The organism is Cellulosimicrobium sp. JZ28, assembly GCF_015327065.1.
GTDB lineage: Bacteria > Actinomycetota > Actinomycetes > Actinomycetales > Cellulomonadaceae > Cellulosimicrobium > Cellulosimicrobium funkei.
Window position 1 is genome coordinate 1850019 of the sequence record NZ_CP017660.1, and the last position, 25145, is coordinate 1875163.

A 25145-nucleotide genomic window follows, 5' to 3' on the forward strand; every position below is an offset into this window, starting at 1 on the left:
CTACCCGGACCGCCCGGGCCGGGTTCAGCGGCCGCGGCGGGCGCGCAGCGCGGCGAGCGCCTCGTCGAGGATGGCGACGCCGTCCTCGTCGCTGCGCCGCTCCTTCACGTACGCGAGGTGCGTCTTGTAGGGCTCGTTGCGCGACGGCGTCGGCGGGTGCTCCTGGTCCTGACCGGCCGGGAACCCGCACCGCGGGCAGTCCCAGGTCTCCGGCGCCTCGATGCCCGCCTCCGACGAGAAGCTGGGTCGCGTCTCGTGGCCGTTGGCGCACCAGTACGACACCCAGAAGCGCGGCGCGATCTCGCCGCGCTCGGACTCCCCGAGCGGTCCCGCCCCGACGCGCGACCCTCGGATCGCGTTACCACCTGCCACGTGCTCTCTCCCCCGTCCGTGCCGCCGTCGGCACTCGTTCCTGCCCGGACCGCGCGACCGTGCGCGGCTTGCCCCCTGCCGACTGCGGACTCTCCTGCCGTCCCGACGACGCCCCGGTGGGCGCGTGCGGTCAGACGACCTTCTGGAGGAGACCCAGGAGCACGATGACGACGGCCCAGACGAGGGCGAACGCCACGGTGATGCGGTTGAGGTTGCGCTCGGCGACGCCGGAGCTGCCCACGGAGCTCGAGATCCCGCCGCCGAACATGTCGGAGAGGCCGCCGCCCTTCCCCTTGTGCATGAGCACGAGCAGGGTGAGGAAGGCGCTGGTCAGCACCAGCAGGATCTGGAGGATGATGCGCAGCACGTCCACGAGTACGTCCTTGAGGCTCAGGGCCGGCCCGACCGATGTCGGGACCGACCGCACGGTTGTCGTGCACGGGCGTGACCCGCGGCACAGGGGACAAGAGTAGGCGACGCGAGGCCGCCGCGGCCAACCCCGTCCGCCGTCGTCCCCGGACGGCGGCCGACGGCCCCGGGACGCGGTCCCGGGGCCGTCGGTGCGGGGTGCGAGGCGGAGGTCAGGCGCCGGTCGCGTGCGACTGGTAGCGCGCGATCTTCGCGAACTCCTCGGGGTCGAGGCTCGCGCCGCCGACGAGCGCACCGTCGACGTCGGGCTGCGCCATGATCGCGGCCACGTTCGACGACTTCACCGAGCCGCCGTACAGGACGCGCGTCGCGTTCGCGAGGTCCGCGTCGTACAGGTCGCCGAGGGCGCCGCGGATCGCACCGCAGACCTCCTGGGCGTCCTCGGGCGTCGCGACCTCGCCCGTGCCGATGGCCCACACGGGCTCGTACGCGATGACGAGCGTCGCGAGCTGGGGGGCGGGGATGCCCGCGAGGGCGCCCTCGACCTGGGCGAGCGTGTAGGCGATCTGCTCGCCGGCCTTGCGCACGTCCAGGCCCTCGCCCACGCACAGGATCGGGGCGATGCCCTGACCCACGGCGGCGACGATCTTCTCGTTCACCAGCGCGTCGGTCTCGCCGTGGTACTGGCGGCGCTCCGAGTGCCCGATGGCGACGTAGCTCACGCCGAGCTTGGCCAGCATCGACGCCGAGATCTCGCCCGTGTACGCGCCCTCGGCGTGCGCCGAGACGTCCTGCGCGCCGTACTTGAGCTCGAGCTTGTCCGCGTCCACGAGCGTCTGCACCGACCGGAGGTCGGTGAACGGCGGCAGCACGGCGACCTCGACGGCCGCGTAGTCGTGCTTCGCGTCCTTCAGGGTCCACGCGAGCTTCTGCACGGTGTGGGTCGCCTGGTGGTGGTCCAGGTTCATCTTCCAGTTGCCCGCCATGAGCGGGGTGCGGGTGTTCGCCACGGGTCCTTCTTCTCTCTGTGGGGGCCCGCGCCGCCCGCGGGAGCGGGCGGCGCGGAGGGGTACGGGGGCGGTCAGCCCTCGAGGACGGAGATCCCCGGCAGGTCCTTGCCCTCGAGGAACTCGAGGCTCGCGCCGCCACCGGTCGAGATGTGGCTGAAGCCCGCCTCGTCGAAGCCGAGGATGCGGACCGCGGCGGCCGAGTCGCCACCGCCGACGATGGTGAACGCGCCGTTCGCCGTCGCGTCGACCAGGGCCTGGGCCACGGCGCGCGTCCCGCCCGAGAACGCCTCGAACTCGAACACGCCGGCGGGGCCGTTCCAGACGACGGTCCTCGCGTCGACGATCTTGCTCGCGAAGAGCTTGGCCGACTCGGGGCCGATGTCGAGGCCGATCTTGTCGGCCGGGATCGCGTCCGCGGCGACGACCTCGTGCGGCGAGTCCGCGGCGAACGCGTCGGCCACCACGATGTCCGTCGGCAGGACGATCTCGACGCCGTTCTTCTCCGCGTCCGCGAGGTAGCCCTTGACCGTGTCGATCTGGTCCTCCTCGAGGAGGGACTTCCCGACGCCGTAGCCCTTCGCCGCGAGGAACGTGAACACCATGCCGCCGCCGATGAGCAGGCGGTCCGCCTTGGTGAGCAGGTTCGCGATGACGCCCAGCTTGTCGGAGACCTTCGAGCCGCCGAGCACGACCGCGTAGGGGCGCTGCGGGTCCTCCGTCGCCTTGCGCAGCGAGTCGACCTCCTTGAGGACGAGCTCGCCCACCGCGGACGGGAGCACCTGCGCGACGTCGTAGACCGACGCCTGCTTGCGGTGCACGACGCCGAAGCCGTCGGAGACGAAGACGTCCGCGAGCTGCGCGAGGTCGCGGGCGAGCGCCTGGCGCTCCGCGTCGTCCTTCGACGTCTCGCGCGGGTCGAACCGGATGTTCTCCAGCAGCGCGACCTCGCCGTCGCCGAGCGCGGCGACCGTCTCGCGCGCCGAGTCGCCGACGACGTCCTGCGCCAGGTGCACCGGCACGCCGAGCAGCTCGCCCAGGCGGGCCGCGACGGGCGCGAGGGAGTACTTCGGGTCCGGCTCGCCCTTGGGGCGGCCGAGGTGCGCGGTGACGATCACCTTCGCGCCCGCGTCCGTCAGCTTCTTCAGCGTCGGGAGCGCGGCGCGGATGCGCCCGTCGTCCGTGATGGTCGTCCCGTCGAGCGGGACGTTGAAGTCGGAGCGGACGAGGACGCGCTTGCCGCGCAGGTCGCCCAGGGAGTCGATGGTCTTCATGCGGTCTCCTACGGTTCTGTCGCCGTCGTGCGGGACGCCTGCCGGCAGCCGGCTCGGCCCGCACATGAGGACGTCCGCGTGCGCGTCACCGGGCGGTGCCGGGACGCGCACGCGGACGCATGGTGCTACGCAGGGATGTGCTGCGTCAGCAGGTGGCTCAGAGCTTCTCGCCGACCAGGGCGGTCAGCGCGACGAGGCTGTTCGAGTAGCCCCACTCGTTGTCGTACCAGGAGACGACCTTGACCTGGTCGCCGATCACCTTCGTGAGCTTCGAGTCGAAGATGCTCTGGTGCGGGTTGGTGACGATGTCGCTCGACACGATCTCGTCGTCGACGTACTCGAGGATGCCCTTGAGCGGGCCCTCGGCCGCCGCCTTGAGCGCGGCGTTGACCTCGTCCACCGTGACCTCGCGCGAGGCGGTGAAGGTGAGGTCCGTCGCCGAGCCCGTGATGACCGGGACGCGCAGCGCGTAGCCGTCCAGCTTGCCCTTGAGCTCAGGCAGGACGAGCGACACGGCCTTGGCCGCACCCGTCGAGGTCGGGACGATGTTCTGCGCGGCGGCGCGGGCGCGACGCAGGTCGCGGTGCGGGCCGTCCTGGAGGTTCTGGTCACCCGTGTAGGCGTGGATCGTGGTCATGAGACCACGCTCGATGCCGATCGAGTCGTTGAGCGCCTTCGCCAGCGGGGCGAGGCAGTTCGTGGTGCACGACGCGTTCGAGATGATGTGGTGCGCGGCCGGGTCGTACTGGTCCGAGTTCACGCCCATGACGAACGTGGCGTCCTCGTTCTTGGCCGGGGCCGAGATGATGACCTTCTTGGCGCCGGCGTCGATGTGCGCCTTCGCCTTGGTCGCGTCGGTGAAGAAGCCGGTCGACTCGATGACGATGTCGGCGCCGAGCTCGCCCCAGGGGAGGTTCGCCGGGTCGCGCTCCGCGAGCGCACGGATCTTCTTGCCGTCGACGATGATGTTGTCGTCGTCGAAGTCGACGCTCAGCGGGAAACGGCCGAGGACCGTGTCGTACTTGAGCAGGTGCGCGAGCGTCTTGTTGTCCGTGAGGTCGTTCACGCCGACGATCTCGATGTCGGCGCCCGACTCGACGATGGCGCGGTAGAAGTTCCGTCCGATACGACCGAAGCCGTTGATACCGACGCGGATGGTCACAATGCCCTCCTCAGGGCGCGCCGGTTGTCCCGACGCACACGGTTGATGCCGAACGATCACGTACGCCGTCGTACGCAGGTGGTGATCGCGCCCGTGCCCCGCTGCCCGGATCCCGGCACAGCACCCTCCGTGCTCGTGGACCGTCACGGCGACAGCCGGGACCACCCACGCCCACGAGGGGTGTCAGCGAAGGAGCACGTCGTTGTCACCTGACACTGACGAGCCTATACCAACACCACTCCGTCATGTGACCTGAATCCCATGCTTCGGGACCATCGTCCCGCCGGTGCGTGACGTCCAGGGGACGGGCGCCACGGCGGCGGCCGGACGGCGCGACGGTCGCGGGCGGAGGGCCGCGCTCCTCAGAGGTCGAGCAACTCCGGGCTCAGCCCCGCCTCGGTGTCCGGGATGCCGAGCTCGGCGGCGCGCTTGTCCGCCGTCGAGAGCAGGCGCCGGATGCGCCCCGCGACGGCGTCCTTGGTGAGCGGCGGGTCCGCGAGCTGACCGAGCTCCTCCAGCGACGCCTGCTTGTGCGCGAGGCGCAGCTCGCCCGCCTCGCGGAGGTGCTCCGGCAGGTCGGGGCCCAGGATCTCGAACGCCCGCTCGACCCGGGCGCCCGCCGCGACGGCGGCGCGCGCCGAGCGGCGCAGGTTGGCGTCGTCGAAGTTGGCGAGCCGGTTCGCCGTGCCGCGCACCTCACGACGCGCGCGACGCTCCTCCCAGACGAGGACCGCCTCGTGCGCGCCGAGGCGCGTGAGCAGCGCGCTGATCGCGTCGCCGTCGCGGATCACCACGCGGTCGATCCCGCGGACCTCGCGCGACTTGGCGGACACCCCGAGGCGCCGGGCCGCGCCGACGAGCGCGAGGGCCGCCTCCGGGCCGGGGCACGTGATCTCGAGGGCCGACGAGCGCCCGGGCTCCGTGAGGGACCCGTGGGCGAGGAAGGCGCCGCGCCACGCGGCCTCGGCCTCCTCCACCCCGCCGGAGACGACCTGCGGGGGCAGCCCGCGCACGGGCCGGCCGCGCTGGTCGAGGAGGCCCGTCTGGCGGGCCAAGGACTCGCCGTCGCGCACGACCCGCACGACGTACCGGCTGCTCTTGCGCAGCCCCCCGGCAGACACCACGATCAGCTCGCTCGTGTGGCCGTAGACGTCGGCGATGGTCTCGCGCAGGCGCCGCGCGGCGATGGCCGTGTCGAGCTCGGCCTCGATGACCACACGACCCGAGATGAGGTGCAGGCCGCCCGAGAAGCGGAGCATCGCGGACACCTCCGCCTTGCGGCACGAGGTCTTGTCCACCCGCAGTCGTGCCAGCTCGTCCTTCACCTGTGCCGTGAGCGCCATGCGGGACATCCTGCCACCGATGGGAGCGTGTCGCGGCGGCGTCCCGGAGCGCGGGGGCGGCCGTCGCGGTGTCCGGCGCGCACCCGGGCCCGGCCCCCTCGCGCGCCTGTCCACGACGGGCGCTGGAGGCGGCGAGGGCTCAGCGGGCGGGCGAGCCGACGTCCCCGAGGACGTCGTCGAAGACGTCGCGGTAGGCGGCCGCGAGCCGCAGCGCGTCGTGCCGCGGCGTGCCGTCGCCCCGGCGGACCTGGCGCAGCAGGAGCCGGGCGCCCATGCGCGCCGCGGCCTCCGCGAGCTGCTCGGTGTCCTCGACGGCGGACGGGTCGGCCACGACGGCGTCGATCCGCAGCTCCGGAGCGTGCTTGTGCAGCACCTCCAGGTGCTCCGTCGCGGTGAGCCCGAACGTCTCCCCCGTCTCGCTCGACAGGTTGAGCGTGACGCACCGGCGCGCCGAGGTCTCGTGCAGCGCGCGTGCGAGCTCGGGGACGAGCAGGTGCGGCATCACCGACGAGAACCACGACCCGGGACCGAGCACGACCCAGTCCGCCTCCTCCACGGCACGCACCGCCTCCGGGCACGCGGGCGGGTCGGCGGGTACGAGCCGGAGCTGCTCGATGCGGTCGTAGGTGACCGCGACGCGGCTCTGCCCGACGACCGTCTCGAGCCGGCCCTGCGCCCAGACGTCCGCCTCGATCCGCAGCGGCACGGCCGCCATGGGGAGCACGCGGCCCCGCGCCCCGAGGAGCTTGCCCACCCAGTCGAGACCGGCCACCGGGTCGTCGAGCAGCTCCCACAGCGCGACGATGAGCAGGTTGCCCACCGCGTGGTTGTCGAGGTCGCCCTGCGACGTGAACCGGTGCTGCAGGAGCGCGCTCCACGTGCGGCCCCACTCGGAGTCGTCGCACAGGGCCGCGAGCGCCATGCGCAGGTCTCCCGGCGGCAGGACGCCGAGCTCCTCGCGCAGGCGTCCCGAGGAGCCGCCGTCGTCGGCGACGGTGACGACCGCCGTGAGGCGGTCGGACATGAGCCTCAGCGCCGACAGGCTCGCGGAGAGCCCGTGGCCGCCGCCCAGGGCGACGACGGCGGGGTTGCGCAGGCTGACCACGGCGCCGGTCACTCCTTGCCGAGGTCGCGGGCCGTGACGATGACGCGCTGCCCCTGGGCGCGCAGGCGTGCGGCGATCGCCTCGCTGATCGCGACGGACCGGTGCTTGCCGCCCGTGCAGCCGACGGCGATCGTCACGTACCGCTTCTCCTCCCCCAGGTACCCGGCCAGCACCGGCTCGAGCGCGGTCACGTACCGGTCGACGAACTCGAGCGCGCCGGGGCGCCCGAGCACGTAGTCGCGAACGGGCGTGTCCCGGCCGGTGAGGTGGCGCAGCTCGGTGATCCAGTAGGGGTTGGCGAGGAACCGCACGTCGACCACGTGGTCCGCGTCGAGCGGCAGCCCGTACTTGAACCCGAACGAGACGACGTTGATGCGCAGCGTCTCGGGGGTGCCGTCGGCGACGGCGGCGCGCACCTCGCGCGCGAGGTCGTGCACGGTGAGCTCGGAGGTGTCGATGACGACGTCGGACCGCTCCTCCAGGCTCGCGAGCAGACGGCGCTCCTCGGCGAGACCGTCGAGGATGCGCCCCTCCCCCTGCAGCGGGTGCGGGCGCCGGACCTGCTCGTAGCGCCGCACGAGCACCTCGTCGGACGCGTCGAGGAACAGGATGCGGTAGAACACGCCGCTCTGGCGCAGGTGGTCGAGCACCTCGACGAGGTCGGTGAAGAACTCGCGCCCGCGCACGTCGACGACGGCCGCGATGCGCTCGAGCGTCGAGCCGGACCGCGTCATGAGGTCCACGAGCGGGACGATCATGCGCGGCGGCAGGTTGTCGACGACGTACCAGTCGAGGTCCTCCAGCACGGCGGCGGCCCGGGTGCGGCCGGCACCCGACATGCCCGTGATGATGAGCACCTCGGCCTCGCTCGGCTCGGGGGCGTGGGTCGCGGCCTCGATCGCGGGGATGCCGCTGGGGACGGTGGTCGGGGAGGGCTCCGGCACGCGGGCAGGCTGGCCCTGCGGGCTGAGGTCCGGGGTCGGCTCCGAGGTCATGCCCCCAGCATGCCAGCCGTCACGCGCGGGCCGCGGCCTCGTCCTGCGCCGGAGTGTCCTGCGAGGTCCGGTCGTCCGTGGTCCCGCCGCCGAGCGCCGCGACGACGGCCTGCGCCGTCCGCTCGCCCATGCCGCGGACGCTCGCGATCTCCTCGACGCTCGCGGCGCGCAGCCGCTTGAGAGAGCCGAAGTGCTTGAGGAGCGCGGTGCGCCGCGCCGGGCCGAGGCCGGGGACGTCGTCGAGCGCCGAGGCCGTCATGCCCTTGCTGCGCTGCCTGCGGTGCTGGGCGATCGCGAAGCGGTGCGCCTCGTCGCGGACGCGTTGGAGCAGGTACAGGCCCTCGGAGGAACGCTGGAGGATGACGGGGTACTCCTCCCCCGGCAGCCAGACCTCCTCGAGCCGCTTGGCGAGGCCGCACAGCGCGACGTCGTCGATGCCGAGGTCGGCCAGGGCGCGCGCCGCGGCGGCGACCTGCGGCGGGCCGCCGTCGACGACGACGAGGTTCGGCGGGTACGCGAAGCGCGCGCGCCGGTCCACGGGGGCGTCGGGGTCGACCTCGCCGCTGCGCGGCACGTAGCCCGCCGCCTCCGCGGCACGCTCCGCCCGGCGCGCTGCGGCGTCGGACCCGTCGGCGACGTCGTCGGCCTCGAGGTCCAGCTCGACCTCGCCCGAGCGCGAGCGGTCGGACAGGTAGCGCTTGAAGCGGCGCGAGATCACCTCGTACATCGCCGCCGTGTCGTCGGCCGCGCCGTCTCCGTCCGGGCCGCGGACCGTGAAGTGCCGGTACTCGCTCTTGCGCGCGAGCCCGTCCTCGAAGACCACCATCGAGGCGACCTGGTACGTGCCCTGGTTGTGCGAGACGTCGTAGCACTCGATGCGCAGCGGCGCCGTCTCGAGCTCGAGCGCCTCCTGGATCTCGCGCAGCGCCTGGCTGCGGGTCGTGAGGTCGCCCGCGCGCCGCGTGCGGTGCAGCGCGAGCGCGTGCTCCGCGTTGGCGCGGACCGTCGCGGCGAGCTCCTTCTTGTCGCCGCGCTGCGGCACCCGGACGTCGACCCGTGCGCCCCGCAGCCCCGAGAGCCACGTGGTGACCTGGTCGGTGTCCGGCGGCAGGACGGGCACGAGGACCTCGCGCGGCACGGCGTCGCGCGCGAGGTCGCGCCCGGCGCGCGTCCCGGCGTCCGCCGCCACGGCCTCCTCCGCCGCGCCGTACACCTGCTGGAGCAGGTGCTCGACGAGCTCGGCGTCCGTGACGTCCTCGACCTTCTCGACGATCCAGCCGCGCTGACCCCGGATGCGACCGCCGCGCACGTGGAACACCTGGACGGCCGCCTCGAGCTCGTCGCCCACGAGCGCGAACACGTCCGCGTCGGTGCCGTCGCCGAGGACGACCGCGTTCTTCTCCGTCGCGCGCTGGAGCGCGGCGATGTCGTCGCGCAGCCGTGCCGCGGCCTCGTACTCCATCGCGGCGGCGGCCTCGTTCATCTTGCGCTCGAGCCGGCGCACGAACCGCTGCGTGTCGCCCGCCATGAAGTCGCAGAAGTCCTCCGCGAGCGCCTTGTGGTCCTCGGGCGTGATGCGCCCGACGCACGGCGCCGAGCACTTGTCGATGTAGCCGAGCAGGCACGGCCGACCCGTCTGGTGGGCGCGCTTGAAGACCCCCGCCGAGCACGTGCGCACGGGGAACACCCGCAGCAGGAGGTCGAGCGTCTCGCGGATCGCCCACGCGTGGCCGTAGGGCCCGAAGTACCGCGTGCCGGGCCGCTTCGCGCCGCGCATCACCTGGGCGCGCGGGAACTCCTCGCCCATGGTCACCGCGAGGTACGGGTACGACTTGTCGTCGCGGTACTTGACGTTGAACCGCGGGTCGAACTCCTTGATCCACGTGTACTCGAGCGCGAGCGCCTCGACCTCGGTGCCGACGACCGTCCACTCGACCGACGCGGCCGTCGTGACCATCGTCTGGGTGCGGTGGTGCAGGTTCGCGACGTCCTGGAAGTAGTTCGACAGGCGCGCGCGCAGGTTCTTGGCCTTGCCGACGTAGATCACACGGCCGTGCTCGTCGCGGAACCGGTAGACGCCCGGCGAGGTGGGGATCTCCCCCGGCGCAGGGCGGTACGTCGCGGGATCTGCCATGTTCTCCAGCCTAGGTCAGGCCACCGACGCCGGTGGCTCGGGTGCGGGGCGACGCGGGGACGCGGGGAAGACGGGACGCGTGGACGCGGCGACGCGGCGACGCGGCGACGCGGCGACGCGGCGACGCGGCGACGCGGCGACGCGGCGACGACACCGTGTGACGCGCGTCACCGGCCGTTAGGGTGGCGGCCATGAGCGCACAGCACGGCTACGCCGCGACGACCCGCTGGACCGGCGCGGGCGACCGCGGCACCGCGTCCTACACCGCCTACAGCCGCGACCACGAGGTGCTCCTCGACGGGAGGGCGCCGCTGCCCGGCTCCGCGGACCCGGCGTTCCGCGGCGACCCGAACCGGTACAGCCCCGAGGAGCTGTTCCTCGCGAGCCTGTCGCAGTGCCACATGCTGTGGTTCCTCCACCTCGCGGCCGCGGCGGGCGTCGTCGTGCGCGAGTACGTCGACGACGCGACCGGCACCATGCGCGTCGAGTCCGGGGGCGAGGGCCAGTTCACGGACGTCACGCTGCACCCGCGCGTGGTGGTCGACGACGGACCCGGCACGGACGAGGCGGCGCTGGCGACCCTCCACCAGCGCGCGCACGACCACTGCTTCATCGCGCGCTCGGTGAACTTCCGCGTGCTCGTCGAGCCGGCGCCCGCCCGGCGCGCCGCCGCCTGACGCCGGGCGCGGCGAGCACCCGGGCCCGACGCGGCGAGCACCGAGCACGCCGCGCGGGCGCGGGCCTGGTCGACCCGCGCCCACGCCGTACCGTGGCTAGGCCGCGGACGCCTTCCGGCGCCCCGTCTTCGGCTTCTCGTCGGTCGCCCGGCGGGCCGCCGCAGACCGGCCCTTCGTCGACTTGCCGGCCTTCGCCGCAGGCGCCGACGCCCCGGAGGACGCCGACGGCGCGGGCCCGACGGGCACGGGGTCGTGCCCCTCGAGGATCTCCGCGAGGAAGCGCCCGGTGTGGCTCGCCTCTACGCGCGCGACCTGCTCGGGCGTCCCCTGCGCGACGACCTTGCCGCCGCCGGAGCCGCCCTCGGGGCCCATGTCGACGACCCAGTCCGCGCTCTTGATGACGTCGAGGTTGTGCTCGATGACGAGGACGCTGTTGCCCTTGTCGACCAGCGACTGGAGCACGCCGAGCAGCTTGCGGATGTCCTCGAAGTGCAGGCCCGTCGTCGGCTCGTCGAGCACGTAGATCGTGCGGCCCGTCGAGCGCTTCTGCAGCTCGCTCGCGAGCTTGACGCGCTGCGCCTCGCCGCCCGAGAGCGTCGGGGCCGGCTGCCCGAGCCGGACGTAGCCCAGCCCGACCTCGACGAGCGTCTTGAGGTGCCGCGAGATCGCGGGCACGGCCGCGAAGAACTCGGACGCCTCCTCGATCGGCATGTCGAGCACGTCCGCGACGGTCTTGCCCTTGAAGTGCACCTCGAGCGTCTCGCGGTTGTAGCGCGCGCCGTGGCACACCTCGCACGGCACGTAGACGTCCGGGAGGAAGTTCATCTCGATCTTCAGCGTGCCGTCGCCCGAGCACGCCTCGCAGCGGCCGCCCTTGACGTTGAACGAGAACCGGCCCGGCGTGTACCCGCGCACCTTGGCCTCGGTCGTCTCCGCGAACAGCTTGCGCACGTGGTCCCACACGCCGGTGTACGTCGCGGGGTTCGACCGCGGCGTGCGCCCGATCGGGCCCTGGTCCACGTGCACGACCTTGTCGAGGTGCTCGAGACCGGTGACGCGCGTGTGGCGGCCCGCGACCTGCCGGGCCCCGTTGAGCTCGTTGGCGAGCACGGTGTACAGGATCGAGTTCACGAGGGTCGACTTGCCGGAGCCGGAGACGCCCGTGACCGCGGTGAACGTGCCGAGCGGGAAGCTCACGTCGATGCCCGTGAGGTTGTGCTCGCGGGCGCCGACGACCTTGATCTGACGGCCCGGGTCCGTCGGTCGCCGCTGCGCCGGCAGCGGGATGCTGCGCCGCCCCGACAGGTACGCGCCCGTGACGGACTCCGGCGCCTCGAGCAGGCCCGCGTAGTCGCCCGAGTGCACGACCCGCCCCCCGTGCTCCCCCGCGCCCGGGCCGATGTCGACGACCCAGTCCGCGGTGCGGATGGTGTCCTCGTCGTGCTCGACGACGATGAGCGTGTTCCCGAGGTCGCGCAGGCGCGTGAGCGTCTCGATGAGCCGGCGGTTGTCTCGCTGGTGCAGGCCGATGCTCGGCTCGTCCAGCACGTAGAGCACGCCGACCAGGCCCGAGCCGATCTGCGTCGCGAGCCGGATGCGCTGCGCCTCGCCGCCGGAGAGCGTCGCGGCCGGTCGCTCGAGCGAGAGGTAGTCGAGGCCGACGTCGAGCAGGAACCCGAGGCGCGCGTCGATCTCCTTGAGGACCTCGGTCGCGATGGCGCGCTCGCGCGCGCCGAGCTCGAGCGAGCCGAGGAACGCCGCGGCCTCGCGCAGGGGCAGGCGGCACACGTCCCAGATGGACCTGCCGCCGACCTTGACCGCGAGCACCTCCGGCTTGAGGCGGGCCCCCTGGCACACGGGGCACGGGACCTCGCGCATGAAGGCCTCGTACTTCTCCTTCGACCAGTCCGACTCGGTCTCGGTGTGCCGGCGCTCGAGGAAGGTGATGACGCCCTCGAACCCGGTCGAGTACTGCCGCTCACGGCCCCAGCGGTTCTTGTACCGCACGTGGACCTGGTGGTTCTGGCCGTGGAGCACGGCCTTCTTCGCGCGCTCGGGCAGCGCGCGCCACGGCGTGTCCATGGAGAAGCCCAGGTCGTCCGCGAGCGCCGTGAGGACGCGCTCGAAGTACTCCGACGAGATCTGCGCCCACGGCGCGACCGCGCCCTCGCGCAGCGACTTCTCGTCGTCCGGAACCACGAGGTCCGGGTCCACCTCGAGTCGGAACCCGATGCCCGTGCACTCCGGGCACGCGCCGTACGGGGCGTTGAAGGAGAACGTGCGCGGCTCGATCTCGTCGAGCGCGAGCTCGTGGTCGTTCGGGCACGCGCGCTTCTCCGAGAAACGGCGCTCCCGGGCCGGGTCGTCCGCGTCCGCGTCGACGAGCTCGACGACGACGAGCCCGCCCGCGAGCCCGAGGGCCGTCTCGACGGAGTCGGTGAGCCGGCGCTGGACGCCCTCGCGCGCGACGAGGCGGTCGACGACCACCTCGATGTCGTGCTTGAGCTTCTTCTCGAGCGCCGGGACGTCCGTGAGGGTGCGCACCTCGCCGTCGACGCGGGCGCGGGCGAAGCCCTTGGTCTGGAGCTCCTTGAAGAGCTCGGAGTACTCCCCCTTGCGGCCGCGCACGACCGGGGCGAGGACCTGGTAGCGCGTGCCCTCGGGGAGCTCGAGGAGGCGGTCGACGATCTGCTGCGGGGTCTGCGCGGTGACGCGCTCGCCGCACACCGGGCAGTGCTGCGTCCCGGCGCGCGAGAACAGCAGGCGCAGGTAGTCGTAGACCTCGGTGATGGTGCCGACGGTCGAGCGCGGGTTGCGGTTCGTGGACTTCTGGTCGATCGAGACCGCGGGCGACAGGCCCTCGATGAAGTCGACGTCCGGCTTGTCCATCTGGCCGAGGAACTGGCGCGCGTACGCGGACAGCGACTCGACGTACCGGCGCTGCCCCTCCGCGAAGATGGTGTCGAAGGCGAGCGACGACTTGCCCGAGCCGGAGAGCCCCGTGAAGACGATGAGCTTGTCGCGCGGGAGGTCGAGGTCGACGTTGCGCAGGTTGTGCTCGCGGGCACCGGAGATGACGAGGCGATTGCTCACCGCAGCATCGTACGGCGGACCACCCACACTCGCACAGGTGTTCGACGTCACCTCCGCACGGCACCCGGCGAACGCACACGAGCGCCCCACGTCCGGGCTCTCCGCCGTGACCCGGGTCACCGCGGCCCGGGGTCGCGGCGCGCTGCCCGCCGCGAGCGGACGGCACACTGGGCTCATGACGTACACCGGACAGGTCGCCGTGGGCGGCCCGCACGACCTGCGACGCCTCGACGAGGTCGAGATCCGCAAGCTCGCCGTCGGGCCGCTCGCGAACGACGTCTACCTCCTCACGTGCCGGCGCACCGGTGCCCAGCTCCTCGTCGACGCCGCCGACGCGCCCGACGACGTGCTCAGCCTCGTGCGGGCGGGCTCGCCGTCAGGACGGCTCGACGGCGTCGTCACGACGCACCGGCACGCCGACCATCTTCGGGCGCTCGCGCCGGTCGTCGCCGCGACGGGCGCGTCGTCGGCTGCCGGCGAGCCCGACGCGGACGCGGTCGCCGCGGCGTCCGGCGTGCCCGTCGCCCGCCGCCTGCAGCACGGGGACGTGCTGCGGGTGGGCGCGATCGACCTCGAGGTCGTGGCGCTGCGCGGGCACACGCCGGGCTCCGTCGCGCTCGCCTACCGCGAGCCGGACGACGTCGCCGAGCCCGAGACCGTGCCTGGCCGGGTGCACCTGTTCACCGGGGACTCGCTCTTCCCCGGCGGGGTCGGGAACACCGACCGCGACCCGGCGCGGTTCGCGAGCCTGCTGTCCGACGTCGTCGAGCGGGTCTTCGACCGGTTCGACGACGCCACGTGGGTCTATCCCGGTCACGGCGCCGACACGACGCTCGGTGCCGAGCGGCCGCACCTCGCCGAGTGGCGCGAGCGGGGCTGGTAGCGCGGGTCTGGTAGCGGGCGGCCGGTGGCGTGCGGCCGGTAGGGGGCGGCAGGGAGCACGGGGCGCGGCCGAGGCGCGGACCGGACCGCACGCCGTCGGGACGGCCTGGTTCACTGGCTCCATGCCGATCCACGCCGTCACCTACGTCTACGCCGACCGCAGCGCCGAGCTCGACGCCCTGCGACCCGAGCACCGCGCGTTCCTCGCCGACCTCCACACCCGAGGCACGCTGCTCGCCTCCGGTCCGCTCCCCGCCCACGACGGCGCGCCCGCCGGAGCGCTGCTCGTCCTCGACGGGGAGACGCCCGACGCCGTCGCCGCGGTCCTCGACGAGGACCCCTTCGCGCGCGCCGGGCTGGTCGCACAGCGCGCGGTCCGCCCGTGGTCGCCGGTGATCGGCGACTGGGCGGACCGCGTCTGAGCCGGGCGGCGCACTAGCGCACGGCACCACCGCGAGGGACCCCGCCGCCCTGCGGCGGGGTCTCCCCCGCGGCGGGCGCCTCGTCGGTCACGGTCTCCGTGGCGTCCTCCGTGGCGTCCTCCGTGGACGACGACGCGGCGGGCCCGGGCTCCTCGCCGTCCGCCGGCTCGCTCCGTGCGTGCAGCGCGCGGGTGCGCAGCAGGCTCGCGACGGTCGTGACCGCGAGCGCCCCGACGATCACCACGAGCGAGAGCCAGATGGGGACCGTCGGCACCGCCTCGAGGTGCTCGCCCCCGTTGATGAACGGCAGCGTGTTCTCGTGCAGCGCCTCGAGGATGAGCTTGACGCCGATGAACCCGAGGATGACGGCCAGGCCGATCGGCAGGTAGACCAGCCGCTCGAGCAGACCGCCCAGCAGGAAGTAGAGCTGGCGCAGCCCCATGAGGGCGAAGACGTTCGTCGTGAAGACGATGAACGGGTCCTGCGTGAGCCCGAAGATGGCCGGGATGGAGTCGAACGCGAACAGCAGGTCGGTGCTGCCGATCGCGAGGAACACGACGACGAGCGGCGTGAAGACCCGCTTGCCGTCCTCGACCGTGCGCAGCCGGCCGCCGTCGTAGCGGGTGCCGAGCGGCAGGACCCGGCGCAGCGCCCGGACGGCGCGGTTCTCGTGGTACTCCTCGGGCTCGTCGCCGCCCGCCACGAGCTTGATCGCCGTGTACACGAGGAACGCGCCGAACAGGTAGAACACCCAGACGAACTGCGAGATGATCGCCGCGCCCGCCAGGATGAACGCTCCTCGCAGGACGAGCGCGACGATGATCCCGACCATGAGGACGCGCTGCTGCTGCTCCCGCGGGACCGCGAAGCGCGCCATGATGATGACGAACACGAACAGGTTGTCCACCGAGAGGCTGTACTCGGTGAGCCACCCGGCGTAGAACTCCCCGGCCGGTGCCGCGCCCCCCACCGCTCCGACGACCGCCCCGAAGACGAGCGCGAGCGCGACGTAGAACCCGACCCACAGCGCGCTCTCGCGCATGGACGGGACGTGCGGCCGGCGCCCGACGACGAACAGGTCGACGAGGAGCAGGACGGCGAGCGCCGAGAGCGACGCCCACTCGAACCAGACGGGAAGTTCGTGAACCATCGGTGGCTAGCCCTCCGAGATCTCGGCCTCGCGTCGACGGTCGGCGCGGTCCTTGGCGAGGCTCGCGACCGTGGTGATCGTGAGCACGACGACGATGAACCCGAGGGACAGGGCGGTCGGGATCTCCGGGATGACGGTGATGTGCTCACCGCCGTTGATGAACGGCACCTCATTCTTGTGCAGCGCGTGGATGAGCAGCTTCACGCCGATGAAGCCGAGGATCGCGGCGAGGCCGTAGGCGAGGTAGACGAGGCGGTCCAGCAGGCCGTCGATGAGGAAGTAGAGCTGGCGCAGGCCGAGCAGCGAGAACGCGTTCGCCGCGAACACGAGGTACGTCTCCTGCGTGAGGCCGAAGATCGCGGGGATCGAGTCGACGGCGAACAGCAGGTCGGCGCTGCCGATCGCGATCATCACGATGAGCATCGGGGTGATGAAGCGCTTCCCGTCGATCTTGGTCGTCATCTTGTCCTCGACGTACGTCTCCGTCGTCGGGAACAGGCGGCGGGTCAGCCTGAGCGCGCCGTTCTCGTGGAACTCCTCGTCGTGACCGGAGCCCGCCTTCACCTGCGTCCACGCGGTGTACAGCAGGAACGCGCCGAAGACGTAGAAGATCCAGCTGAAGTTCTCGATGAGCGCGGCGCCCAGGAGGATGAAGATCGTCCGCAGGACGAGCGCGATCGTGATGCCGATCAGCAGGACCTTCTGCTGGTACAGCCGCGGGACGCGGAAGCTCGTCATGATGAGCACGAAGACGAAGAGGTTGTCGACCGACAGGCTCTTCTCGGTGATGTAGCCGGCGAAGTACTCGCCGCCGTACGTCGAGCCCCAGACGGCCCAGACGATGCCTCCGAACAGCACCGCGACGGCGACGTAGCCCGCGGACCACCAGCTGGCCTCGCGCAGGCTCGGGGCGTGCGGCGTGCGCACGTGGCCGACGTAGTCGACGGCGAGCATCGCGAGGATCACGCCGATGGTGACGAGCCAGGCCCAGACGGGGACGTCCATGCAGAAACCTCCGGTACGTAGCACTGAGTACCGAAGGTCTCTTCCGCCACGCACCGCCATACGCGCGTGTCCGAGACGCGGGCTGGTGGTTGCGGGACCGGTGACACCGGGCCGACGACTGCGCCGACCGTGATGACGACATCACCGCGGAGGAATACTCCCCTTCAACGAGGAGCCAGCATAGGCCATCGCTCCTGCTCGCGTGACAACACCACGCCACCGTGGACTGTTCCGCGGGCACGCCCGCGGCGACGCCCGGCCGGTCCCCCAGGACCGGTCAGGCTGTCGCGGCGTGCATCTGGCGCAGCTCCTTCTTGAGCCCCGAGATCTCGTCGCGCAGCCGGGCCGCGAGCTCGAACTGGAGCTCGCCCGCGGCCGCGTGCATCTGGTCGCTCAGCTCCTGGATGAGCTCCGCGAGGTCGCTCGCCGCCGCGCCCGCGAGCCGGTTCCCCGACGACGCACCCTCCTTCGGACCGCCCGGCACCGGGGCCTTGCCCTTCGCGCCCTTGCCCGGCTGGCGGTAGCCACCGGCCAGGAGCTCGGCGGTGTCCACGTCCTCGCGCGCGAGCATGTCGGTCACGTCGGAGATGCGCTTGCGCAGCGGCGTCGGGTCGACGCCGTGCTCGGTGTTGTACGCGATCTGCTTCTCGCGGCGACGCTCGGTCTCCTCGATCGCCGCGGCCATCGCCGGCGTGATCCGGTCCGCGTACATGTGCACCTGGCCGGACACGTTGCGGGCCGCGCGCCCGATCGTCTGGATGAGCGACTTGGGCGAGCGCAGGAAGCCCTCCTTGTCGGCGTCGAGGATCGCGACGAGCGAGACCTCGGGCAGGTCGAGGCCCTCGCGCAGCAGGTTGATGCCGACGAGGACGTCGTACTCGCCGAGGCGCAGCTCGCGCAGCAGCTCGACGCGGCGCAGCGTGTCGACCTCGGAGTGGAGGTAGCGGACCCGCACGTCCTTCTCGAGCAGGTAGTCCGTGAGGTCCTCGGCCATCTTCTTGGTGAGCGTCGTGACCAGCACGCGCTCGTCGCGGTCGACCCGCTCGCGGATCTCGTGCAGGAGGTCGTCGATCTGGCCGGTGGTCGGCTTGACGATCACCTCGGGGTCCACGAGGCCCGTGGGGCGGATGATCTGCTCGACCACGCCGTCCGCCATCGAGAGCTCGTAGTCGCCCGGCGTGGCCGACAGGTACACGGTCTGGCCGATGCGCTCGACGAACTCCTCCCACCGCAGCGGGCGGTTGTCCATCGCGCTCGGCAGGCGGAACCCGTGGTCCACCAGGCTGCGCTTGCGCGACATGTCACCCTCGAACATCGCGCCGATCTGCGGCACGGTCACGTGCGACTCGTCGATGACGAGGAGGAAGTCCTCCGGGAAGTAGTCGAGCAGGGTGTTCGGGGGCGACCCCGCCTCGCGGCCGTCGATGTGCCGGGAGTAGTTCTCGATCCCGGAGCACGTGCCGATCTGGCGCATCATCTCGATGTCGTAGGTGGTGCGCATGCGCAGGCGCTGCGCCTCGAGCAGCTTGTTCTGCCGCTCGAGCTCGTCGAGCCGCTCCGTGAGCTCGGCCTCGATCGAGGAGATCGCGCGCTCCATGCGCTCCGGCCCGGCGACGTAGTGCGTCGCGGGGAACACGTGGATGCTCGGCTCGGAGCGGATGACCTCGCCCGTGAGCGGGTGCAGCGTCTGGATGCTCTCGATCTCGTCGCCGAAGAACTCGATGCGGACCGCGAGCTCCTCGTAGACCGGGATGATCTCGACCGTGTCGCCGCGCACGCGGAACGTGCCGCGCGTGAACGCCATGTCGTTGCGCGTGTACTGCATCGTGACGAACTGCCGCAGCAGATCGTCGCGCTCCACCTGCATCCCGACGTCGAGGCGCACCATCCGGTCGACGTACTCCTGCGGGGTGCCGAGGCCGTAGATGCACGACACGGACGCCACGACGACGACGTCCCGGCGCGTGAGCAGCGAGCTCGTCGCGGAGTGGCGCAGCCGCTCCACCTCGTCGTTGATGGACGAGTCCTTCTCGATGTAGGTGTCCGTCTGCGCGATGTACGCCTCGGGCTGGTAGTAGTCGTAGTACGAGACGAAGTACTCGACCGCGTTGTTCGGCAGCAGCTCGCGGAACTCCGTGGCGAGCTGCGCGGCGAGCGTCTTGTTGGGGGCCATGACGAGCGTCGGGCGCTGCAGCTCCTCGATCAGCCAGGCCGTCGTCGCGGACTTCCCGGTACCGGTGGCACCGAGCAGCACGACGTCCTTCTCGCCCGCGCGGACGCGCTGCGAGAGGTCCGCGATGGCCGTGGGCTGGTCGCCCGACGGCTGGTACTCGGAGATGACCTCGAACGGAGCGGTGGCACGCTGGAGATCGGTCACGGGACGCATGTGTCCACGGTACGTCCAGCCACCCACATCGTTCGCGGGAGCACCTCGACGGGCCGCGCGCCCCATACACCCGACTTCACCCGCGCGCAATTTGGAAGGCGTGGTGCCGAACCCCTAGGGTTCCCTCGTCCTGCCCGCTCCCCGACGCCCGTGGAGCTCCGGCGACCGGCCGGCCACGGGCGTGGAGGCCCGCGCGCAGCTCTCGTCAGCACGGCCAACGACCCCTCGACCTGGAGCCCTCATGCGCCTGCACCCCGCGCGCCCCCGCGGAATCCCCCTGATCGCCCTCACCACCCTGGCCCTGTCGGCCGGCTTCGTCGCGCCGGCGAGCGCGACGCCCGCCGTCGGCGCCGACGACGTCTGCTCCGCGGACGCCACGACCCGTCCCGTCGGCGTCTACGAGCTCACCGCGGTGGAGGACGCGGGCGTCGGCATCTGGGCCGGCGGCGGGCTCACCGTCACGACCGCGACCGAGCTCGAGGGCCGCGTCGTGGTCGGCGGGGACGCCGACCTCGCGGGAGCCGGCTCCCTCAACGTCGGGACCGCGGGCGGCGGCGGGTCAGGGATCACCCCTGCGGGCGGGACCGACATGCTCGTCGTCGGCGGCGACCTCGCCACCGCCCGGAACACGCAGGTCGGGTTCCACGCGTCGCGCGGCGGCAACGTCGTCGTCGGAGGCACGATCACGGGCCCGGCCCCGAGGACCGAGAGCGCGAACGCGCTCGGCACGCACGGGTCCGTGCGCCAGGGCGTCGGCCGGGACGCGGCGCTCGCGCCCTACGACGAGCTCCCCGCGCTCGTCGCCGCCATCGCCGCCGACGCGACCGACGGCGCCGAGCAGGTCGCCCCCGAGAACGGTGTCCTGACCGTCGAGGCGGGCGCGCGGTACGCGCTCACGGCGGAGGGTGCCGCGTCGCTCCGCGAGCTGCACGTCACCGGCACCGGACCGGTGCTGCTCAGCGTCAGCGGGTCCACGGTGCGCATCCCGTCCCTTCAGTACGTCGCGTACGACGGAGTGCGCCTCTACCAGGCGACGCAGTACCTGTCGTCCCACTTCCTCTGGGCGTTCCCGGACGCGACGCAGGTCGCGCTCGGCACGAACGACCAGTTCCCCGGCACGATCGTCGTCCCGCGCGCCGACGCGACGCTCACGGTGTCCACGTCGACGAACGGGCGCGTCCTGGCGAACGGCGCGGTCGCGTACACCGGCGGGGCCGGCATCGAGCACCACAACTACCCGTTCGCGGGCCCGTGCGAGCCGGTCCCGGTCGTCACGGAGCCCGAGCCGGAGCCGTCACCCGAGGCCCCGACCCCGGGCGGCACCGAGACGACCACGCCCCCGACGACCACCGAGACCCCCGGCGCCGAGGTGCCGGGCGAGCCCGCCGCGGAGAGCACGCCCGCTCCGGAGACGACGCCCGTCGCGAGCACGGACCCGACGCCGTCGGCGGCTCCCAGCAGCGAGTCCACGCCGGAGGGCGGGCTGGCCTCGACCGGTTCCTCGGTCGTCGTGCTCGCCGTGGTGGCGGCGCTCCTGCTCGCCGGAGGCGCGACGCTGCTCGTGGTCGTCGCCCGCCGGCGCGCGGCGAGCTGACGGTCTGCGGCGCCGGGGCCGGCGGGGCGACCTGCCGGCCCCCGGCGCCCGCTCAGCTCTCGCTGCCCGCGGCGACCCGTGGCTCGGGGGCGCCACGGAGCGCCTCCCGCACGACGGCCGCGACGGCGGTCACCTGGTCCTCGACGGGCACCGCGCCGGCGTCGGGCACGTGCACGAAGCCCGCACGGCGGCCCGGCACGGAGCCCCAGTGGTGCATGAGGGCGTAGAACACGTCGTTGCACACGTACGTGCCGGCCGTCCCGGACACCTCCACGGGGACACCGGCCTCCCGGACGGCGACGAGCGACGCCTTGAGCGGGAGCGTGGACCAGTGGCCGACGGGCGCCCCCGGCACGACGGGCACGTCGACCGGCTGCGCCCCGGCGTTGTCGGGGATCCGGGCGTCGCGCACGTTGACGGCCACGCGCTCGAGGCGCACGCGCTCGGCGCCGCCCGCGAGCCCCAGCGCCACGACGACCTCCGGGTCGTGCTCCCGGACGACGGCGTCGAGCGCGGGCCACGCCCCGGCGAACGTCACGGGGAGCCGGACGGCGACCACGCGGTCCCCCACGAGCTCCTCGGCGCGCTCCGCGAGGAGCTGGGCGGTCTCCCACGAGGGGTTCGTCGCGTCGCCGCCGAAGGGCTCGAAGCCGCTCACCACGACCGTCACGCCTCGCGCTCCTCGAGCTCCGCGAGCGCCTCCGCGTCGACCTCCGCGCGCACGCGCGCCCAGAGCGCGTCGACCTGCGCGCGCAGCGCGTCGGGCTCGCCCGAGCCGTCGAGGGTGACGTCCGCCGCCGCGAGGCGCGCCGCGTCGTCGGCCTGCGCGGCGAGCCGCGCGCGCGCCTCGTCCTCGCTCAGCCCCCGCGACGTCACGAGGCGGTCCACCCGGACGTCCTCGGGCGTGTGCACGACCACGACGCAGTGGAACCGCGCCGGGTCGCCCGTCTCGACGAGGAGCGGGATGTCGTGCACGACGACGGCCCGCGGGTCGGCCGCACCGGCCGCGGCCTCGCGCTCTGCGGCGAGCCGGCGCACCTCGGGGTGGACGATCGCGTTGAGCCGCTCGCGCGCGACGTCGTCCCCGAACACCACGCGTCCGAGCGCGGGCCGGTCGAGCGCGCCGTCCTCCCCGAGCACCCCGGGGCCGAAGGCCTCGACGACCTCGTCGAGGCCGACGGTGCCGGGCGCGACGGCGTCGCGCGCGAGGGCGTCGTAGTCGACGACCACCGCGCCCAGCTCGGCGAAGCGGGCGAGCGCGACGGACTTCCCCGCCGCTATTCCTCCGGTCAGGCCGATGCGAAACATGCGTCCCATCCTGCCAGTCGGCGCACCGCCCCGCGTCGGGGCGCGGGGCGCCCCTCGACCAGCCGGCGCTCAGCGGGAGGAGATCGCCCCCGGGGAGCCCTCGGCCGCTTCGCCGTCGTCGGGCCGCTCGCCCGCGACCGCGCGCAGCAGCCGGAGCAGCTCGGCGCGCTCGCGCGCGTCCAGGCGGGCCAGCAGGGTGCCCGCGCTCGACGACCTCTCCGCCCCGACCTGCTCGACGACCTCGCGCCCGCGCGGCGTCAGCTCGACGAGCGTGGCGCGACGGTCCTGCGGATCGGGAGTGCGGCGCACGAGACCGGCCTGCTCGGCGTCGTCGACCTTCGAGGTGACCGAGCGCGGCGCGACGTCGAGCGCCGACGCCACCGCGCCGAGCCGGCACGGGCCGTCGCAGCGGGAGAGGAAGCGCAGCATCCGGAACTGGCCGGGCGTCGTGCCCGCGGGCTCGAGCCGCTCGCTCGCCTCGCGGCGCACGCTGCGCAGCGCGGCGTGCAGGAGCGCGAGGAACTCCCCCGCCTCGTCGGTGGAGGTGGCTCGGCCACCCGGGGCTGCGCCCGGCGTGGCAGGCTGGCTCGCGTCGGTCGTCACGAGGCCGAGCGTACCGGGACCGGGCCCACTTGTGGTATCGGCTCATTGTGAGTTAGACTCACTATCGTTGTCGCGCGAGCGATCCTCGGACCGCGCCCGCCGGACGGCCACCGCCGCCGCGGACGACGCGCCCCTCCCCCACCCAGGAGGCCCCATGTCCTTCCCCTCATCCCTCCCCGGCGCCGGCGGCGGGCGCGGCATGCGCTCGTTCCGCCAGGACGCCTCCGTCACCTCCCGACGGCTGCACCGCGGCACGATCCGCCGGGTGCTCACGTTCGCCCGGCCCTACCGGCGCCAGCTCGCCGCGTTCCTCGTGCTCATCTCCGTCGACGCCGCCGCCGGTGCCGTCACCCCGCTCCTCTTCCAGCGCATCATCGACGACGGCATCACCGCCGGCGACGTCGGCCTCGTCGTCGCGCTCTCGGCGGTCGCCGCCGGCCTCGCCGTGCTCTCCGGCGCGCTCGGCGTCGCGCAGCGCTGGTTCTCCTCCCGCATCGGCGAGGGGCTCATCGTCGACCTGCGCACCGCGGTCTTCGACCACGTCCAGCGCATGCCGCTCGCCTTCTTCAGCCGGACGCGCACCGGTGCGCTCGTCCAGCGCCTCAACGGCGACGTCCTCGGCGCCCAGCAGGCGTTCACGTCGACCCTGTCGAACGTGTTCTCCAACCTGCTCACCGTCGTGTTCGTGCTCGCCGCGATGCTCTCGATGTCGTGGCAGCTCACGCTCCTCGCGCTCACCCTCCTGCCCGCGTTCGTCCTGCCCGCCCGCTGGGTCGGCAAGCGCCTCGCTGCGATCACGCGGGAGAGCTACGAGCTCAACGCCGAGGCGGCGCAGACGATGAACGAGCGCTTCAACGTGGCGGGCGCCCACCTCGTCAAGGTGTTCGGCGACCCGGACCGCGAGTCGTCGCGGTTCGCCGCCCAGGCGCGCCGCGTCCGCGACATCGGGGTCCGCCAGGCCATGTACGGGACAGTGTTCCGCGTCGGGCTCACGGTCGTCGCGTCCGTCGCCGTCGCGATCGTCTACGGCCTCGGTGGCGTCATGGCCATCTCGGGCTCGCTGACCGTCGGCACGGTCGTCGCGCTCACCGCCTACCTGGGCCGTCTCTACGGCCCGCTGACGGCGATGTCGAACGTCCAGGTCGACGTCATGACGGCCCTCGTCAGCTTCGAGCGCGTGCTCGAGGTGCTCGACCTCGAGCCCACCGTCACGGACGCCCCCGACGCCGACGACCTCGCCGCGGACGTCGCGCGCGAGGGCGCGAGCCTCGAGCTCGACGGCGTGACCTTCCGCTACCCGAGCGCGGCCGAGGTCTCCCTCGCGTCGCTCGAGTCCGTGGCCGTCGAGGGCACCGACCCGACCACCGACACGCTCCACGACGTCTCGTTCTCCGTGCCCGCGGGCGCGATGGTCGCGCTCGTCGGGTCGTCCGGCGCGGGCAAGACCACCGTGTCGCAGCTCGTGACGCGCATGTACGACCCGAGCGCCGGCCACGTCCGGATCGCCGGTCGCGACCTGCGCGACGTCACGCAGGAGAGCCTGCACGACGCCGTCGGCGTGGTCACGCAGGAGGCGCACCTGTTCCACGACTCGATCGCGGAGAACCTGCGGTACGCCAAGCCGGAGGCGACCGACGCCGAGCTCGAGTCCGCGCTGCGGCGCGCGCACGTGTGGGACGTCGTGGCTGCCCTGCCGTCCGGCATGGACACCGTCGTGGGCGACCGCGGCTACCGGATGTCCGGCGGCGAGCGGCAGCGCCTCGCGATCGCCCGGGTGTTCCTCAAGGCCCCTCAGCTCGTCGTCCTCGACGAGGCGACGGCGCACCTCGACTCGGACTCCGAGGCGGCGGTCCAGGCCGCGCTCGCCGAGGCGCTGCGCGGGCGGACGTCGCTCGTCATCGCGCACCGGCTCTCCACCGTCCGCGAGGCCGACCTCATCGTCGTGCTCGACGCCGGCCGCGTCGTCGAGACGGGCACGCACACCGAGCTCCTGGCACGTGGCGGGCGCTACGCCACGCTCTACCGGACGCAGTTCGCCGACTCGCCCGCGTCGTCGGGCACCGACCCGGCCGCTGCCACTGCCCCCGAGCCGACGCCCGCGACCGCCTGACGGCCCGACCGCCGAGCGGGCGGCCCCGAGACGTCGACCAGGCGGTTCCGGCTCGTCCGCGGCCGCTGACGGACCAGGACCACCTGGTCGGCGCCGTGAGTGCCCCGGCACGTGCCGGACATGGCGAAGGCCCGCCATCCCGAGGGGTGGCGGG

21 protein-coding genes are annotated in these 25145 nt (G+C 73.1%); 5 read left to right on the forward strand and 16 right to left on the reverse strand.

The annotated features are described in order from the left end of the window. Positions 1 to 24: 24 nt before the first annotated feature. From BJP59_RS08545 to uvrC, 9 genes are all read right to left on the reverse strand, one after another. Positions 25 to 372 carry an RNA polymerase-binding protein RbpA gene (locus BJP59_RS08545; RefSeq protein WP_021481809.1) on the reverse strand — a complete coding sequence of 116 codons (348 nt, stop codon included), beginning with the start codon at positions 370 to 372 and terminating at the stop codon, positions 25 to 27. Between the two features lie 130 nt (positions 373 to 502). Continuing rightward, on the reverse strand, positions 503 to 745 hold the full coding sequence (gene secG / locus BJP59_RS08550) for a preprotein translocase subunit SecG (RefSeq protein ID WP_021481808.1): 243 nt from the start codon (positions 743 to 745) through the stop codon (positions 503 to 505). A gap of 208 nt (positions 746 to 953) precedes the next feature. After that, entirely contained in the window at positions 954 to 1751 is a 798-nt protein-coding gene (tpiA, locus tag BJP59_RS08555) for a triose-phosphate isomerase (RefSeq protein WP_021481807.1), read from the reverse strand. A gap of 71 nt (positions 1752 to 1822) precedes the next feature. Continuing rightward, positions 1823 to 3022, reverse strand: coding sequence for a phosphoglycerate kinase (locus tag BJP59_RS08560; protein WP_194522716.1), 1200 nt, complete (start codon positions 3020 to 3022; stop codon positions 1823 to 1825). Positions 3023 to 3179: 157 nt separating this feature from the next. Continuing rightward, positions 3180 to 4184, reverse strand: a complete 1005-nt coding sequence (gap, locus tag BJP59_RS08565; RefSeq protein ID WP_021481805.1) for a type I glyceraldehyde-3-phosphate dehydrogenase — start codon at positions 4182 to 4184, stop codon at positions 3180 to 3182. 362 nt (positions 4185 to 4546) lie between these two features. Further along, on the reverse strand, positions 4547 to 5527 hold the full coding sequence (gene whiA, locus BJP59_RS08570) for a DNA-binding protein WhiA (RefSeq protein WP_034655142.1): 981 nt from the start codon (positions 5525 to 5527) through the stop codon (positions 4547 to 4549). Positions 5528 to 5666: 139 nt separating this feature from the next. Then, positions 5667 to 6632: a gluconeogenesis factor YvcK family protein gene (locus tag BJP59_RS08575; protein WP_228485352.1), complete on the reverse strand. Its 966-nt coding sequence runs from the start codon at positions 6630 to 6632 to the stop codon at positions 5667 to 5669. An 8-nt stretch (positions 6633 to 6640) separates the two neighbouring features. Further along, on the reverse strand, positions 6641 to 7627 hold the full coding sequence (gene rapZ, locus BJP59_RS08580) for an RNase adapter RapZ (RefSeq protein WP_194522718.1): 987 nt from the start codon (positions 7625 to 7627) through the stop codon (positions 6641 to 6643). A 19-nt stretch (positions 7628 to 7646) separates the two neighbouring features. Next, positions 7647 to 9761 (reverse strand): excinuclease ABC subunit UvrC, encoded by a 2115-nt coding sequence (uvrC, locus tag BJP59_RS08585; protein ID WP_194522719.1) that lies wholly within the window; start codon positions 9759 to 9761, stop codon positions 7647 to 7649. Positions 9762 to 9952: 191 nt separating this feature from the next. On the opposite strand from uvrC, the gene BJP59_RS08590 reads away from it, so the two are divergent. Beyond that, the gene (locus BJP59_RS08590) at positions 9953 to 10438 is read left to right on the forward strand and encodes an OsmC family protein (RefSeq protein ID WP_194522720.1); all 486 of its coding nucleotides are present in this window, start codon (positions 9953 to 9955) and stop codon (positions 10436 to 10438) included. Between the two features lie 96 nt (positions 10439 to 10534). Here BJP59_RS08590 and uvrA read toward each other — a convergent pair whose 3' ends face one another. After that, positions 10535 to 13531 carry an excinuclease ABC subunit UvrA gene (uvrA, locus tag BJP59_RS08595; RefSeq protein ID WP_051027439.1) on the reverse strand — a complete coding sequence of 999 codons (2997 nt, stop codon included), beginning with the start codon at positions 13529 to 13531 and terminating at the stop codon, positions 10535 to 10537. A 175-nt stretch (positions 13532 to 13706) separates the two neighbouring features. On the opposite strand from uvrA, the gene BJP59_RS08600 reads away from it, so the two are divergent. Continuing rightward, positions 13707 to 14414, forward strand: a complete 708-nt coding sequence (locus BJP59_RS08600) for an MBL fold metallo-hydrolase (protein ID WP_194522721.1) — start codon at positions 13707 to 13709, stop codon at positions 14412 to 14414. Between the two features lie 121 nt (positions 14415 to 14535). Next, on the forward strand, positions 14536 to 14835 hold the full coding sequence (locus BJP59_RS08605; protein WP_194522722.1) for a YciI family protein: 300 nt from the start codon (positions 14536 to 14538) through the stop codon (positions 14833 to 14835). 13 nt (positions 14836 to 14848) lie between these two features. Here the strand turns inward: BJP59_RS08605 and BJP59_RS08610 are convergent, their stop codons facing one another. The 3 genes from BJP59_RS08610 to uvrB form a co-directional block, all read right to left on the reverse strand. After that, positions 14849 to 15985, reverse strand: a complete 1137-nt coding sequence (locus BJP59_RS08610) for a TerC family protein (protein WP_194522723.1) — start codon at positions 15983 to 15985, stop codon at positions 14849 to 14851. A 6-nt stretch (positions 15986 to 15991) separates the two neighbouring features. Further along, positions 15992 to 16990 carry a TerC family protein gene (locus BJP59_RS08615; RefSeq protein WP_021481347.1) on the reverse strand — a complete coding sequence of 333 codons (999 nt, stop codon included), beginning with the start codon at positions 16988 to 16990 and terminating at the stop codon, positions 15992 to 15994. A 277-nt stretch (positions 16991 to 17267) separates the two neighbouring features. Continuing rightward, the gene (gene uvrB / locus BJP59_RS08620) at positions 17268 to 19376 is read right to left on the reverse strand and encodes an excinuclease ABC subunit UvrB (protein WP_031315536.1); all 2109 of its coding nucleotides are present in this window, start codon (positions 19374 to 19376) and stop codon (positions 17268 to 17270) included. A gap of 241 nt (positions 19377 to 19617) precedes the next feature. Between uvrB and BJP59_RS08625 the strand changes: the two genes are divergently transcribed. After that, positions 19618 to 20970 (forward strand): choice-of-anchor A family protein, encoded by a 1353-nt coding sequence (locus BJP59_RS08625; RefSeq protein WP_194522724.1) that lies wholly within the window; start codon positions 19618 to 19620, stop codon positions 20968 to 20970. Between the two features lie 52 nt (positions 20971 to 21022). On the opposite strand, the gene BJP59_RS08630 is transcribed toward BJP59_RS08625, so the two are convergent. The 3 genes from BJP59_RS08630 to BJP59_RS08640 all read right to left on the reverse strand — a co-directional run bounded on the left by BJP59_RS08630 (position 21023) and on the right by BJP59_RS08640 (position 22881). Next, positions 21023 to 21640: a pyroglutamyl-peptidase I gene (locus BJP59_RS08630; RefSeq protein ID WP_194522725.1), complete on the reverse strand. Its 618-nt coding sequence runs from the start codon at positions 21638 to 21640 to the stop codon at positions 21023 to 21025. After that, positions 21637 to 22278, reverse strand: coding sequence for a dephospho-CoA kinase (gene coaE, locus BJP59_RS08635; protein ID WP_194522726.1), 642 nt, complete (start codon positions 22276 to 22278; stop codon positions 21637 to 21639). The genes BJP59_RS08630 and coaE overlap by 4 nt, the downstream gene beginning before the upstream one ends. Positions 22279 to 22347: 69 nt before the next feature. Then, entirely contained in the window at positions 22348 to 22881 is a 534-nt protein-coding gene (locus BJP59_RS08640) for a MarR family winged helix-turn-helix transcriptional regulator (RefSeq protein WP_083711769.1), read from the reverse strand. 154 nt (positions 22882 to 23035) lie between these two features. Between BJP59_RS08640 and BJP59_RS08645 the strand changes: the two genes are divergently transcribed. Beyond that, positions 23036 to 24991, forward strand: a complete 1956-nt coding sequence (locus BJP59_RS08645) for an ABC transporter ATP-binding protein (protein ID WP_194522727.1) — start codon at positions 23036 to 23038, stop codon at positions 24989 to 24991. Positions 24992 to 25145: the final 154 nt, after the last annotated feature.